The sequence below is a fragment of the Vreelandella vilamensis genome, assembly GCF_031451755.1.
GTDB lineage: Bacteria > Pseudomonadota > Gammaproteobacteria > Pseudomonadales > Halomonadaceae > Vreelandella > Vreelandella vilamensis.
This window is the reverse complement of sequence record NZ_JARWAN010000013.1, coordinates 39,211-52,719: the sequence shown is the minus strand read 5'-3', so window position 1 is coordinate 52,719 and position 13,509 is coordinate 39,211. Positions and strand designations below refer to the sequence as shown.

The following is a 13,509-nucleotide window of genomic DNA, read 5'->3' as shown; positions in this document are numbered from 1 at the left end:
GGCGTGGTTTAAGCGTAAGTTTCAGCGTAAATAGTTTTAATCACGGTTAGTTATAAATTATCTTTTCTTTATAAGATAAATAGTGTGCGACATTCTAGAGGCGCCGCCGTCTAGCGGCAAGCGCCGTTCGCGCTTTGACAAGCTCAGCGCGAACGGCGCCTGTTGAGGCACGTATCGGGGTCAGCCCTACACGTGAGCGCGCCATTGATACAAAAGCTCCAATGCTTGCCGCGGTGAAAGCTCGTCGACATTCAGTGTCTCCAATGCTTCCACGACCGGGTGGGGCGCCTGGGCAAACAAATCGTTTTGCTGGGGCGTATCAATGCGTTTTAACGCCCCAGGGCCTTCACTATCGCGCTGCTCCAAGGTGACGAGCTTTTCTCGGGCGCGCTGTATCACCTGTGACGGTACGCCGGCGAGCTGGGCGACCTGTAAACCATAGCTTTGGCTCGCCGGGCCGGCTTCGATGCGGTGCATAAAGACGATGCGTTCACCGTGTTCGGTCGCGGTTAAATGAATATTGGCCACGCCCTCGGCCTGCTCGGGAAGGGCCGTCATCTCGAAATAGTGGGTGGCAAATAACGTCAGCGCGCGTGCGTTAGCCAAATGCTCGGCGCTCGCCCAGGCAAGCGATAGGCCGTCGAAGGTGCTGGTGCCGCGGCCGATTTCATCCATCAGCACCAAGCTGTGCTCGGTGGCATTGTGCAGGATGTTGGCGGTTTCGGTCATCTCGACCATAAAGGTCGAGCGCCCACCGGCGAGATCATCGGAAGAGCCGATGCGGGTAAAAATGCGATCCACCGGGCCGATTTCTGCGGCGTCCGCAGGCACGAAAGAACCGCTGTGGGCGAGTAGCGCAATCAGGGCTGTCTGGCGCATGTAGGTGGATTTGCCGCCCATGTTGGGGCCGGTAATGATCAGCATGTGCTGCTCTGGGGTGAGCGTGACATCGTTGGGCACAAACGGCGTCTCGCTGACCTGCTCGACCACTGGGTGGCGCCCTGCATCGATCTTAAACCCGGTGTTTTCGGTCAGCGTCGGGCGCACCCAGTTAAGCGCCTCGGCGCGCTCGGCAAAGGCGCACAGCACGTCAAGCTCGGAGAGCGCGCGGGAGGTGCCCTGGAGTTCATGCAGCGTGGTGTTAAGGTCTTCCAGTAGGCGGTCGTAAAGCCATTTTTCCCGCGTTAGCGCGCGAGATTTGGCCGAAAGCGCTTTATCTTCGAATTCTTTAAGCTCGGGAATGATAAAGCGCTCAGCATTTTTCAGCGTCTGGCGGCGAATATAGTCGACCGGGGCCTGCTGGGCCTGAGCGCGGGGCAGCTCAATAAAGTAGCCGTGAACGCGATTGTAGCCGACTTTTAAGTTGGCAAGCCCGGTACGCTCGCGCTCACGGGTTTCGAGCTGAATGAGATAGTCCCCGGCGTTTTCGGCCATACCGCGCTGCTCATCGAGCTCGGCGTCAAAACCGTCGGCAATCACGCCACCGTCGCGAATCACGACCGGCGGGTTTTCCATTAGCGCCCGCTGCAAGGTGTCGGTGACCTCGGGGTAAGGGCGAATATGCGGGCGCAAGTTGTCTAGCGCGCTGCCGGTGTCAATGTCGCTCAGGGCGCGTTCGAGTTCGGGCAGGGTGACGAGCGCATCGCGCAGGCGCGCCAAATCCCGTGGGCGGGCGCTATAAAGCGCCACACGGGCGAGAATACGCTCGACATCGCCAACGGCGCTTAAGGTCTCGCGCAGGCTCATGTAAGCGGCATCGAGGGTTAATAGCGCCACCCCGGCTTGGCGCTTTTGCACAACATCACGCTGGCGCAGCGGGCGGTTGAGCCAGCGCTTTAATAACCGCGAGCCCATGGCGGTGGTGCAAGTATCCAGTACGCTGGCCAGGGTATTGTCTTGCCCACCGCCTAAGTTGGTATCGATCTCCAAGTTGCGCCGGCTGGCCGCGTCAATCACGACCGTGTCGTCGCGGTTCTCGACGCCAATGGCGGTGACGTGCGGCAGGCGCGAGCGCTGAGTATCGCGGGCATAGTCAATCAATACGCCAGCGGCCAGCAGGGCGGTGTTCAGATGAGCGCAGCCGAAACCACGCAAGTCCTGCACTTCAAATTGATCGCACAGGCTTCGTGTCGCGCTCTCCAGGTCATAAAGCCATTCGCCTTGACGGCGCAGGCTACGTTCTCGGGAAAGCGACTCGGGTAGCGTCAGATGCTCCGGCACCAGCAGCTCCGCCGGGGAGAGGCGAGTCAGTTCGGCGAGCATTTCTTCTTCGTTTTCGACTTCCAGTATGCTAAAGCGCCCGCTGGAGAGTTCGAGCCAGGCAAGCCCCCAGCGCTCGCCGCCTTGGGCAATCGACGCGAGCACATTATCGCGGCGCGCGTCGAGCAGGGCTTCATCGTGCAGCGTGCCGGGAGTAACGATCCGCACCACTTGGCGATCAACCGGGCCTTTGCTGGTGGCCGGGTCGCCAATTTGCTCGCAGATGGCGACGGACTCACCGGCGTTGACCAGCCGCGCTAAATAGCCTTCGGCGCTGTGGTAGGGCACCCCCGCCATGGGGATGGGCTTACCGCCGGATTGGCCGCGTTGGGTGAGGGTGATATCTAACAGCGCGGCGGCCCGTTTGGCGTCGTCGAAAAATAGCTCATAAAAATCCCCCATGCGGTAAAACAGCAATACCTCGGGGTGCTCGCGCTTTATCTTTAAATACTGTGCGATCATCGGCGTATGCGCCGGTGTGCTGCTGGCCATGAGTGTCCTGGAGTGCGCGTGTTCGTCGAGTATGTGAAATCGTCGTGTGAAAACCGGTATTCTACGCTGAAGTGATGATCGACATGAAGGAGTGACCATGGCACCAAGCGTTGAGAGTTTAAAAAACTTGGATTTAACCTTGCTGGCACAGCGGCTCGGCAAATTGTGCATCACTTATCACGTGGAAGTGAGTGCCGCAGAGTCGTGTACCGGCGGTGGGATCGCCAGCGCCATTACCGCTGTGCCGGGAAGCTCAGCGTATTTCTCGACCGGTTACGTCACCTACTCTAATGCGGCAAAAACGCGCCTTTTGGGCGTGCCCAAAGAGACACTCGAAAGCCAGGGCGCGGTCAGCGAGGCGGTGGTAAACGCAATGGTGGCTGGCGCTTGCCGCGAAAGCGGGGCGGATTTGGCTGTCGCGGTCAGTGGTGTGGCAGGCCCTGACGGGGGCAGTGACGAAAAGCCGGTCGGCACCGTGTGGCTAGCGTGGGGGAATGTTAATGCACAGCAGGCGGAGTGTTTGCACTTCCCCGGTGATCGTCAGGCGGTGCGTGAACAGGCGGTGCGCCAAGGCATCGCGCGGTTAATCGTGGCACTGGATAAACGCTAGCAAAAGAAAAGCGCAGAAAATGCCGCCGGGCATTTGTTTATTGACCAATCTTTGGCATACTGCTGGCTAACTATACAGTTTTATAAACTGTCTTATAAACAGCTTCTATGAGGACTCTCCGGATGGCTCAGGACGAAAACCGCACGAAGGCACTAAACGCCGCACTCAGCCAGATCGACCGTCAGTTTGGGAAAGGCACCGTGATGCGCCTAGGCGATACGCCCCGGGTGGTGATGCCGTCGGTTTCCACCGGCTCGCTCGGGCTCGATATTGCGCTGGGCATTGGTGGCTTGCCGTTTGGCCGCGTGGTGGAAATTTTCGGCCCCGAGTCGTCGGGTAAAACGACGCTAACGCTTTCGGTGATTGCCGAAGCGCAAAAACAAGGCAAGGTGTGTGCTTTCGTCGACGCCGAGCACGCCCTAGACCCAAGCTACGCCGAGAAGCTTGGGGTTAACTTGGATGATCTTTTGGTCTCGCAGCCCGATACCGGCGAGCAAGCGCTGGAAATCACCGACATGCTGGTGCGCTCCGGTGGCGTTGACGTCATTGTCATTGACTCCGTGGCGGCGCTTACGCCGCGCGCTGAGATTGAAGGCGAGATGGGCGACTCCCACGTGGGCCTTCAAGCGCGTTTGATGTCGCAGGCGCTGCGTAAGGTCACCGGAAACATGAAAAATGCCAACTGCATGGTGATTTTCATCAACCAGATCCGCATGAAAATCGGGGTGATGTTTGGCAGCCCAGAAACCACCACCGGCGGTAATGCACTGAAGTTCTACTCCAGCGTGCGCTTGGATATTCGTCGCACCGGCTCGGTAAAATCCGGTGACGAAGTCACCGGTAACGAAACCCGCGTGAAAGTGGTGAAAAACAAGGTGGCGCCGCCATTTAGGCAAGCCGAGTTCCAGATTCTTTACGGCAAAGGCATTTATCACGCCGGTGAGGTGATTGATCTTGGCGTACAGTGCAACCTGGTCGATAAAGCCGGCGCTTGGTACAGCTACAAGGGCAAAAAGATTGGCCAAGGCAAAGCCAACGCCGCGCAATACCTCGAAGATAACCCCGAGACAATGGACGAGATCGAAAGCCAAATTCGTGGACAGCTACTCGCGCAGCCCGACCCGAACAAAGATAGCGGCAAAGATGGAGGCAAAGACGGCGGCAAAAGCGATGGCAAAAAGAAAGCGACGGCGGAAGCCTCTGCCGACCAAGCGCCGCTTGAATCCGATAGCGACGAGTTGCTGTAAGCCGTGATGGCGTTTGGCACTTCCAGCACTTCCAACACGAGTGCATCCGGTAAACCCGAGCGCTCGCCCCGCGAGATCGCGATTACCCTGCTGGCTCGGCGTGAATACTCCCGCGCTGAGCTGGCATCCCGCCTTGAGCGCAAAGACGTGCCGGCTGACGAAATCGACGCCTGCTTGAATGCACTTGCCGAGCAAGGTCTCCAGTCCGATACGCGCTTTGCCGAAAGTTTTATTCGCTCACGCATTTTTCGCGGACAAGGCGTGCGGCGCATTGAAAGCGAGTTGCGACAGCGTGGTGTCGATTCCGCCACGTATGCGGCCGCGTTAGCGGAGGTGGTGGCGCAAGAGGAGGTGGACTGGTGTGAACTTGCCTGCGAAGCCCTTTCCCGGCGGTTTTCCACCCCCGGCGATAGCCCCAAAGAGCGCGCCAAGCGCGAGCGTTTTCTGGCCAATCGCGGCTTTGATTTTGATCAGATTCGCTACGCGCTTTCGATGCTTTAACGCCATCCAAAGTGGCGATTTTCTTGTGTCTCCCACTAACTGCGGCTTTAGTCGTTTGACAACTGCGCTATAATAGCCTTTTTGCGACCCCGGCGAGTAGCGGCTAAAGCGCCCTGGGGCATCACGCTTTCTTGTTACGGATACCCTATGAAAAGCGCAGAAATCAGAACAGCCTTTCTCGACTATTTTGCCCAGCACGGGCACACCATCGTGCCCACCAGCTCGCTGGTGCCGGGCAATGACCCGACGCTTTTGTTCACCAACGCGGGCATGGTGCCATTTAAAGATGTCTTTCTTGGGCGTGACCCACGCCCCTACGTGCGCGCCACCTCAGCGCAGCGCTGCGTGCGCGCCGGTGGCAAGCATAATGATTTGGATAACGTCGGCTATACCGCGCGCCACCATACCTTCTTTGAAATGTTGGGCAACTTCAGCTTCGGCGATTACTTCAAGCGTGATGCGATTCGCTTTGCCTGGTCGTTTCTCACTGAAACCCTCGGCCTGCCGAAAGACAAACTTTGGGTAACGGTGCATATCAGTGATGACGAAGCGGAAGCGATCTGGAAAGACGAGATTGGCGTCGACCCTGAACGCTTCTCCAAGCTCGACGAAGATAACTTCTGGCAGATGGGCGACACTGGACCTTGCGGCCCGAGCTCCGAAATCTTTTTTGACCACGGCCCCGAGGTGTGGGGCGGCCCGCCCGGAAGCCCGGAAGAAGACGGTGACCGATACATCGAAATCTGGAACCTGGTCTTTATGCAGTTCGACCGCGACGCTGAGGGTACGCTTAATCCGCTGCCCAAGCCGTCGATCGATACCGGTCTAGGGTTGGAACGTGTTGCCGCCGTGATGCAGGGCGTGCACTCCAACTATGAAATCGACCTGTTTCAGAATTTGCTCCAGGCGGCGGCTCAAGCGACCGGCCACGCTGATACCAATACGCCGTCGCTGCGGGTGATTGCCGATCACATCCGCTCGTGTGCGTTTTTGATTGCCGATGGCGTGTTGCCCTCAAATGAAGGGCGCGGCTATGTGCTACGGCGCATTATTCGTCGCGCGATCCGCCATGGCCACAAGCTAGGCGCTTCTGAGCCATTTTTTCATACGCTGGTGGGCGCGCTCGATGCGGAAATGGGCGAGGCCTACCCGGAGCTACGCGACGCGCGGGATCAGATTGCTCGCGTGCTGCTGAAAGAGGAAGAGCAGTTTGCCCGTACGCTTGATCATGGCATGGGCCTTTTGAGCGCTGCGCTTGACGAACTGGAAGGCAAGGTGTTGCCGGGTGAGACCGTTTTTAAACTGTACGACACGTTTGGCTTTCCTTATGACCTCACGGCGGATGTGTGCCGCGAGCGCGATGTGACGCTCGACGAAGAAGGTTTTCAGCTTGAATTGGAAGCACAGCGCGAGCGCGCCCGCGCGGCCAGTCAGTTCGGCGCTGACTACAGCGTAAAAATTGAGCTTGACGGCGAAACGCTATTCACCGGCTATGACAGCCTGGAAGACGAGGCAAAAGTCACCGCAATCGTCGATAATGAAGGCAATGAGCTTGCCGCGTTAGAAGCCGGGCAAAAAGGCATTGTCGTTCTCGATCGCACGCCGTTTTATGGCGAGTCCGGTGGTCAGGTCGGCGATACCGGCTATTTGCATTTGGATGACGGGGCCCGCTTTCAGGTCACCGATACCCAGAAGCACAGCGGCCACCATCTGCACCAAGGGGTGATGGTCGAAGGAGTGCTCAATGTCGGGGGGCGCGTGCAGCCCCAGGTCGATGCGACGCTTCGCGGTGCGACGGTGCGTAATCACTCAGCAACGCATTTGCTGCATAAGGCACTGCGGATGGTGCTGGGTGATCACGTGCAGCAGAAAGGCTCGCTGGTAACGGCTGAGAGGTTGCGCTTTGACTTTAGTCACTTTGAGCCCATGACCGCCGAGCAGCTTGATGAAGTTGAGCGCCTTGTGAACGAGCAGATTCTGGCTAACGCGCCGACCAAGACCGAACAGATGACCCTCGATGAAGCCAAGGCAAAAGGCGCCGCGGCACTGTTCGAGGCGAAGTACGCTGACAGTGTCCGCGTGCTGACGATTGGCCGTGATGATTTCTCTATCGAACTGTGTGGGGGAACCCACGTCGCGCGTAGCGGCGATATCGGCTGCTGCCATATTGTCAGCGAGGTCGGCATAGCTTCTGGCGTGCGCCGCATTGAGGCGATTACCGGCAAAAACGCACTGGCTTATTTCCGTGAGCAAGAAGCGCGTGTGCAGCGTATCGCCGAGCGTGTTAAGGCTAAGCCCGAGCAGGCCGAGTCTCGCGTTGAATCCTTGGTCGAGCGCAATCGCAGCTTGGAAAAAGAGCTTGAGCAGGTCAAAGCTAAACTGGCCAGTGCCGCAGGCAGCGATATGCTTAGCCAAGCGCAAGAGGTGGCTGGTGTGAAGCTACTGGCCACGCAGCTTGAAGGCGTCTCCGGTAAAGAAATGCGCGGTGTGTTGGATCAGTTAAAAAATAAAATGGGCTCTGGGGTTATTGTGCTTGGCGTGGCCGATAAAGACGCCGGTAAAGTCAGTTTGATCGCCGGGGTGACGCAAGATCTTACCGAGCGCGTAAAAGCGGGCGAGTTGGTCAACCATGTGGCATCGCAAGTCGGCGGTAAAGGCGGTGGCCGCGCCGATATGGCCCAGGCGGGCGGCAGTCAGCCGGAGGCCTTGCCCGGCGCCCTGGATAGCGTTCCTGCTTGGTTGGAACGCGTGCTTAACTAATCGAGAAGGCCGGTGGCATGATAGTCACCGGCCTTCCTGTTTGATAACACGTTTTTACATTTCACCCTTCATTCCCGAACGTAATAGGAAAACGGCATATGGCACTATACGTACAGAAGTTCGGCGGCACCTCGGTGGGCTCTGTCGAGCGCATCAAGGCCGTGGCGCAAAAGGTCAAAGGTTTTCGCGACCAAGGGCATCAGGTGGTCGTCGTTGTCTCCGCGATGAGCGGCGAGACCAACCGCTTGACCGATATGGCCACGGCACTCAACAGTGATCCTAACCCCCGTGAGATGGATATGCTCCTCTCCACCGGCGAGCAGGTCACGATCTCACTCTTGGCAATGGCGCTTCAGCAACTCGACGTGCCCGCGACATCGCACACGGGGGCCCAGGTCGGCATCCACACCGATAGCGCTTACACCAAAGCGCGCATCCAGCGTATCGATACCGATGAGCTGAGAGAGGATCTTGATGCGGGCAAGGTCGTGGTAGTCGCCGGCTTTCAAGGGGTGGATGATGAAGGCAATATCACCACCTTGGGTCGCGGCGGCTCTGATACCACCGGTGTTGCGCTCGCGGCTGCGCTGAAGGCGGATGAGTGCCAGATTTACACTGACGTTGACGGTGTTTATACCACCGACCCGCGCGTTTGCTCTAAAGCGCAGCGCCTGGAAACGATCACCGTCGAAGAGATGCTAGAACTGGCGAGTTTAGGCTCTAAGATATTGCAGATTCGTGCGGTGGAATTCGCCGGTAAGTACAACGTTCCGCTACGGGTGCTCTCAAGCTTTGAAGACGGCCCCGGTACTCTTATTGTTGCAGACTCAGACGAAGACGAGGACTCCATGGAAGAACCGCTGATTTCCGGTATTGCCTTTACCAAAAGCGAAGCCAAACTGACCCTGTTGAACACCCCTGACGTGCCGGGCGTGGCCTCACGTATTCTAGGGCCAATTGCCGACGCTAATATCGAAGTCGATATGATTGTGCAGAACGTAGCGCCAGCGGGTGACTACACTGACTTTACCTTTACCGTGGCTAAAGGCGATTACAAAGCGACCAAGAAGATTTTGGAAGAGCAAGTGATTCCTGATCTCGGTGGCGGTGATCTGCGCGGTGACGATAATATCGCTAAGGTATCGCTCGTCGGTGTTGGTATGCGCTCGCATGCAGGCGTGGCGTCTAAGATGTTCCGCGTTCTAGCCGATGAAAACGTCAATATCCGTATGGTCTCGACCTCAGAAATCAAAATCTCTGTTGTGATCGATGAAAAGCACATGGAGTTGGCAGTTCAAGCGTTGCACAAGGCGTTTGGCTTGGATAAATCGGATATCGAGTCCGAGTAAAGCCGCATTTATAAAGTAAGCGGGGTGAAACCTTTTACGCTTACTGCGGTACCTGTATAAGCCCGCTGCCATGTGGCAGTGGGCTTTCTTTCAACGGGGAGTTAAGGTGTGATGGCCGTGTGTCATTGGTGACAGCAGCGTCATGGCGCATAATGGTGAGGCGTCGCTTTGGCGGCCACATCCCGTTGCAACAAAAACGTCTGAGAAGGAGATCAGCCATGCTCATCTTAACCCGCCGCGTTGGTGAAACCCTGATGATAGGCGATGAAATTACTGTCACTGTGCTGGGAGTAAAAGGCAATCAGGTTCGTATCGGCGTTAATGCGCCGAAAGATGTTGCCGTTCACCGTGAAGAGATCTATCAGCGCATTCAGCGTGAACGCAGCGCTGAAGAAAGTGGCGAAGAGTCATAACCCCGGAGAGCGGGCTCTTTACTGATGGCACATGGGTTTACGTGCCGTAAGGTATTGCTCGCTTTTTGCCTCAGCGCGAAAAAAATTGGCACAAGGCTGGACAGGCTGGCACCAAATCGGTAATATTCGCGCCGTGCCGTTAAGGAGAGGTGGCCGAGTGGCTGAAGGCGCTCCCCTGCTAAGGGAGTATAGGGTTTATAGCCCTATCGAGGGTTCGAATCCCTCTCTCTCCGCCAATTGGCACGCTGTCTTATAAATGTAAGTTCTTTTATAAGATAGTAAAAGGTAAGCGCCCGTAGCTCAGCTGGATAGAGTACCTGACTACGAATCAGGTGGTCGGAGGTTCGAATCCTCCCGGGCGCGCCAGATCATAAACCCGCTCTCAAAGAGAGCGGGTTTTCTGTTTGATATGTGCTTGTCGCAATTTTTTATCGGTTTCTTTTTCTTGACTAGATCGGCAGTGGCTCGCGCCGCCGATCTTGCGATCGTGTACTGCGCCCCCGTGCATTGCGGTAGGGCGCTTTTTTTTGGTCAAGAATGGTAGACCTGCGGTAGGGTTACACCTCTAGCGTAAGCGCAGATAGGGGTTGTGTCGTGGCATTGATCACCAGGGCATCAAGTAGGTCGGTAAGGTTGGTAATGCGTTTGACCCGCTGAAAGTGGCGATCGGCTTCGGCGTTGCCCTGGCGCATCTGCGCGAGCCACTGCTTGACGAGTGAGACCACAATGCGCTCGGGTAGGTGTTGTCGCTGCAAATGGGCGTACTCTTTGAGCATACGGGCGCGCATAGGCCAGGTGGTATCAGGTAAGCGCTCGCCTGTTAGCTGCCAGTGGCGAATACGCGGTGCAAGCCAGGGGTCGGCGAGGGCGCTTCTGCCGAGCATGACATCGTCACAACCTGACAACGTGCGCGCTTTCCAGTAATCTTCGAGTGTCCAGATATCGCCGTTCGCTACCACGGGAATTTTCGCCCGATGGCGAATTTTGCCAATCCATTCCCAGTGCGCCGGTGGTCGATAGCCCTCGTCGCGTGTGCGCCCATGAACCACAAGCTGGCAGGCGCCACCGGCTTCTGCCGCTTGAGCGCATACAATCGCGAGGCGACGATCAGAGAAACCTAGGCGAATCTTTGCTGTGACGGGAATTTGTCCGCCAACGGCGTCAAAGACGGCTTTGACGGCGGCATAAACTCGCTCTGGTCGACGCAAAAGCGAGGCGCCGCCATCATGGCGATTGACAAGCTTGGCTGGGCAGCCGAAATTTAAATCGATGCTTAACGCGCCTAGCGAGAGGGCCTGGTAGGCGTTGGCGGCAAGTGCTCGGGGGTCTGAGCCGAGTAGCTGTAGGTGGACAGGTACCCCGCTGGGCGTAGCGACAGGTGATATCTGCAGTTCAGGGCAGTGTTTATAAAACACACGCGGCGGTAAACGGGCATCGACTACACGGACAAATTCGGTCACTGTCCAGTCAAAACCTTTTTGGCGTGTCAATAAGTTACGGGTAAGCGCATCGATAACGCCTTCCATCGGCGCAAGACCGATTTTGCCCTTTTGTAGTAAATTAACAACTTTGACTTCCACTATGGCGCCATTGCAATCTTTTCTGAGTGTGGCAGTTTATTGTACCACCCTTACTGCGCCAACCGTGATGATGCCGCTGGGTTTGCTATAAGAAACGCTGTCACCAGCGTGAATTCAGGAGAATACCGAATGCAAAATGCAGAGCTATTAAACGAAGGGCTTGCCTTGATGGCGCTGGGTATGGGGTTCGTTTTTATTTTTCTTACCGTGCTGGTTATTAGCGTCACGCTGATGTCGAGCATTGTGCGTCGCTTTCAGCCCGCCCCTGCTCCATCAGCGCCTGCACGGCGCGCTCCACCTGCCTCCTCGGCACAAAATGATGAAGTGCAGGCAGTCATTAGCGCGGCCGTTCACCGCTACCGTCGCCAAAAAGGGCGAGAATCGTAGCCGGCTTGAATGAAATAAAAGAATTTTGTTCGTAAACTAACGACAAATTTTTGCTTAGTGCCTCTTTACACCTTCTTGCTTATCAATACGAGTTAACGCCATGAATGAGACGAAGCGCCCTTTGGGCATTACTGACGTTGTGCTACGTGACGCCCATCAATCGTTATTCGCGACTCGCATGCGTCTTGATGACATGCTGCCCATTGCCGAAAAGCTGGATCAAGTCGGCTTTTGGTCGTTGGAATCGTGGGGCGGCGCGACCTTTGATGCGTGTATTCGCTACTTGGGCGAAGACCCGTGGGAGCGCATTCGCGCGCTTAAAGCGGCGATGCCCAATACCCCACAGCAGATGCTGTTGCGTGGCCAAAACCTGTTGGGCTATCGCCATTATGCCGATGATGTGGTGGATAAATTCGTCGAACGCGCCAAAACCAACGGTGTTGACGTGTTTCGTGTGTTTGATGCCATGAACGACCCGCGCAACTTAGAGCGCGCGATTAAGGCTGTGCGGGATGTCGAAGGCCACGCGCAAGGCACGATTTCCTACACCGTAAGCCCGGTCCATACCCTGGATAGCTGGATTGATCTGGCCAAAACCATTGCTTACATGGGCGCCGACTCGTTAGCTATCAAGGATATGGCGGGGCTCCTCACGCCGTATACCGCATATGATCTGGTCACTCGCTTAAAGCAGGAACTGTCGATCCCGATTCACATGCAGTGCCACGCGACCACGGGCTTGTCGACGTCGACCATTCTGAAAGCCGTCGAAGCGGGCATCGATAACGTCGATACGGCGATTTCGTCGATGTCGATGACGTACGGCCACAGCCCGACCGAATCCGTTGTGGCAATGCTCAAAGACACCGATCGCGACACTGGCTTGGATCTGGAGCTGCTGGAAGATATTGCCGCTTATTTCCGCGAAGTGCGTAAGAAGTACGCGGCGTTTGAAGGCTCGCTCAAAGGCATTGATTCACGCATTCTGATCGCGCAAGTGCCGGGCGGCATGCTCACCAACATGGAAGGCCAGCTCAAAGAGCAGGGCGCCGGTGACAAGCTTGACGATGTGTTAAACGAAATTCCTCGCGTGCGAGAAGATCTGGGCTTTATCCCGCTAGTTACGCCGACCTCGCAGATTGTCGGCACGCAAGCGGTGATGAACGTGATGATGGGCGAGCGCTACAAGTCGATCTCGAAAGAGGTGCAAGCGCTTTTAAAAGGCGAATATGGCGCCGCGCCTGCCCCGTTCAATGCCGAGCTACAAAAACGCGTGCTGGATGGCGGTGAGCCGATCACCTGCCGCCCGGCGGATAACCTAAGCCCCGAAATGGATAAGCTTGCCACCGAGCTAAAAGAGAAAGCCAAGGCAGACAATATCCGCTTAGCCGAAGGCGAGCGCGAAATTGACGATGTGCTGACTTATGCACTGTTCCCGCAGATTGGCCTGAAGTTCCTCAAAAACCGCGACAACCCAGATGCGTTCGAGCCGGTACCGCAGGCGCTGGATACCACCGCTAAGGCGCCCGCCAACGCAGAGCCGACAAAAGCCCCGGTGGTGAGTAGCGACCCAGAAACCTACACCGTCAAACTCAACGGCAAGGCGTTTGTGGTGGAGGTGTCTGAAGGTGGCGACATTGGCGAGGTACAAGAGCAATCCGTGTCGACCGAAAAACAAGACGCTGCTCCAGCGCCCAGCGGAGAAGCGATCAGCGCTCCGCTGGCGGGTAATATTTTTAAGGTGAACGTCAAGCCCGGCGACTCGGTTGCCGAAGGCGACGTGGTGATTATCCTTGAAGCGATGAAGATGGAAACCGAAGTGCGCGCCTCAAGCAGCGGTACGGTCTCCGCGGTGAAGGTCAATGAAGGCGACAGCGTCGTCGTTGGCGACACGTTGATCGAACTTTAAGG

The 13,509-nt window shown here is 56.7% G+C and carries 10 protein-coding genes and 2 tRNA genes; 10 read left to right on the top strand and 2 right to left on the bottom strand.

The features are described from left to right. Window positions 1-186 precede the first annotated feature (186 nt). Window positions 187-2,751 (bottom strand): DNA mismatch repair protein MutS, encoded by a 2,565-nt coding sequence (gene mutS, locus QC823_RS09340; protein WP_309656074.1) that lies wholly within the window; start codon window positions 2,749-2,751, stop codon window positions 187-189. Window positions 2,752-2,848: 97 nt separating this feature from the next. Here mutS and QC823_RS09335 point away from each other — a divergent pair, with 97 nt between their 5' ends. From QC823_RS09335 to QC823_RS09300, 8 genes are all read left to right on the top strand, one after another. Next, window positions 2,849-3,361, top strand: a complete 513-nt coding sequence (locus QC823_RS09335; protein ID WP_309656073.1) for a CinA family protein — start codon at window positions 2,849-2,851, stop codon at window positions 3,359-3,361. A gap of 122 nt (window positions 3,362-3,483) precedes the next feature. Then, window positions 3,484-4,608 (top strand): recombinase RecA, encoded by a 1,125-nt coding sequence (recA, locus tag QC823_RS09330; RefSeq protein ID WP_309656072.1) that lies wholly within the window; start codon window positions 3,484-3,486, stop codon window positions 4,606-4,608. 6 nt (window positions 4,609-4,614) lie between these two features. Beyond that, window positions 4,615-5,109 (top strand): regulatory protein RecX, encoded by a 495-nt coding sequence (locus tag QC823_RS09325; protein ID WP_309656109.1) that lies wholly within the window; start codon window positions 4,615-4,617, stop codon window positions 5,107-5,109. Window positions 5,110-5,256: 147 nt separating this feature from the next. Next, window positions 5,257-7,869 carry an alanine--tRNA ligase gene (gene alaS / locus QC823_RS09320; protein WP_309656071.1) on the top strand — a complete coding sequence of 871 codons (2,613 nt, stop codon included), beginning with the start codon at window positions 5,257-5,259 and terminating at the stop codon, window positions 7,867-7,869. Window positions 7,870-7,967: 98 nt separating this feature from the next. Continuing rightward, window positions 7,968-9,218, top strand: a complete 1,251-nt coding sequence (locus QC823_RS09315) for an aspartate kinase (RefSeq protein WP_309656070.1) — start codon at window positions 7,968-7,970, stop codon at window positions 9,216-9,218. 218 nt (window positions 9,219-9,436) lie between these two features. Continuing rightward, complete coding sequence (csrA, locus tag QC823_RS09310) at window positions 9,437-9,631, top strand: carbon storage regulator CsrA (RefSeq protein ID WP_309656069.1); 195 nt, start codon at window positions 9,437-9,439, stop codon at window positions 9,629-9,631. Between the two features lie 143 nt (window positions 9,632-9,774). Then, window positions 9,775-9,867, top strand: a tRNA-Ser gene (locus QC823_RS09305). Between the two features lie 53 nt (window positions 9,868-9,920). Next, window positions 9,921-9,997: transfer RNA gene (locus QC823_RS09300), tRNA-Arg, on the top strand. A 191-nt stretch (window positions 9,998-10,188) separates the two neighbouring features. Here the strand turns inward: QC823_RS09300 and QC823_RS09295 are convergent. After that, the gene (locus tag QC823_RS09295; protein WP_309656108.1) at window positions 10,189-11,157 is read right to left on the bottom strand and encodes a tRNA dihydrouridine synthase; all 969 of its coding nucleotides are present in this window, start codon (window positions 11,155-11,157) and stop codon (window positions 10,189-10,191) included. A gap of 183 nt (window positions 11,158-11,340) precedes the next feature. On the opposite strand from QC823_RS09295, the gene QC823_RS09290 reads away from it, so the two are divergent. Further along, window positions 11,341-11,598, top strand: a complete 258-nt coding sequence (locus tag QC823_RS09290; protein ID WP_309656068.1) for an OadG family protein — start codon at window positions 11,341-11,343, stop codon at window positions 11,596-11,598. A gap of 100 nt (window positions 11,599-11,698) precedes the next feature. Next, window positions 11,699-13,507: a sodium-extruding oxaloacetate decarboxylase subunit alpha gene (gene oadA / locus QC823_RS09285; protein ID WP_309656067.1), complete on the top strand. Its 1,809-nt coding sequence runs from the start codon at window positions 11,699-11,701 to the stop codon at window positions 13,505-13,507. The last annotated feature ends 2 nt before the right edge of the window (window positions 13,508-13,509 follow it).

Bases quoted from the DNA above. Each gene is read 5' to 3' on its own strand.
- mutS (WP_309656074.1), bottom strand. From the start codon at position 2,751: ATGGCCAGCAGCACACCGGCGCATACGCCGATGATCGCACAGTATTTA.
- QC823_RS09335 (WP_309656073.1), top strand. From the start codon at position 2,849: ATGGCACCAAGCGTTGAGAGTTTAAAAAACTTGGATTTAACCTTGCTG.
- recA (WP_309656072.1), top strand. From the start codon at position 3,484: ATGGCTCAGGACGAAAACCGCACGAAGGCACTAAACGCCGCACTCAGC.
- QC823_RS09325 (WP_309656109.1), top strand. From the start codon at position 4,615: ATGGCGTTTGGCACTTCCAGCACTTCCAACACGAGTGCATCCGGTAAA.
- alaS (WP_309656071.1), top strand. From the start codon at position 5,257: ATGAAAAGCGCAGAAATCAGAACAGCCTTTCTCGACTATTTTGCCCAG.
- QC823_RS09315 (WP_309656070.1), top strand. From the start codon at position 7,968: ATGGCACTATACGTACAGAAGTTCGGCGGCACCTCGGTGGGCTCTGTC.
- csrA (WP_309656069.1), top strand. From the start codon at position 9,437: ATGCTCATCTTAACCCGCCGCGTTGGTGAAACCCTGATGATAGGCGAT.
- QC823_RS09295 (WP_309656108.1), bottom strand. From the start codon at position 11,157: ATGGAAGGCGTTATCGATGCGCTTACCCGTAACTTATTGACACGCCAA.
- QC823_RS09290 (WP_309656068.1), top strand. From the start codon at position 11,341: ATGCAAAATGCAGAGCTATTAAACGAAGGGCTTGCCTTGATGGCGCTG.
- oadA (WP_309656067.1), top strand. From the start codon at position 11,699: ATGAATGAGACGAAGCGCCCTTTGGGCATTACTGACGTTGTGCTACGT.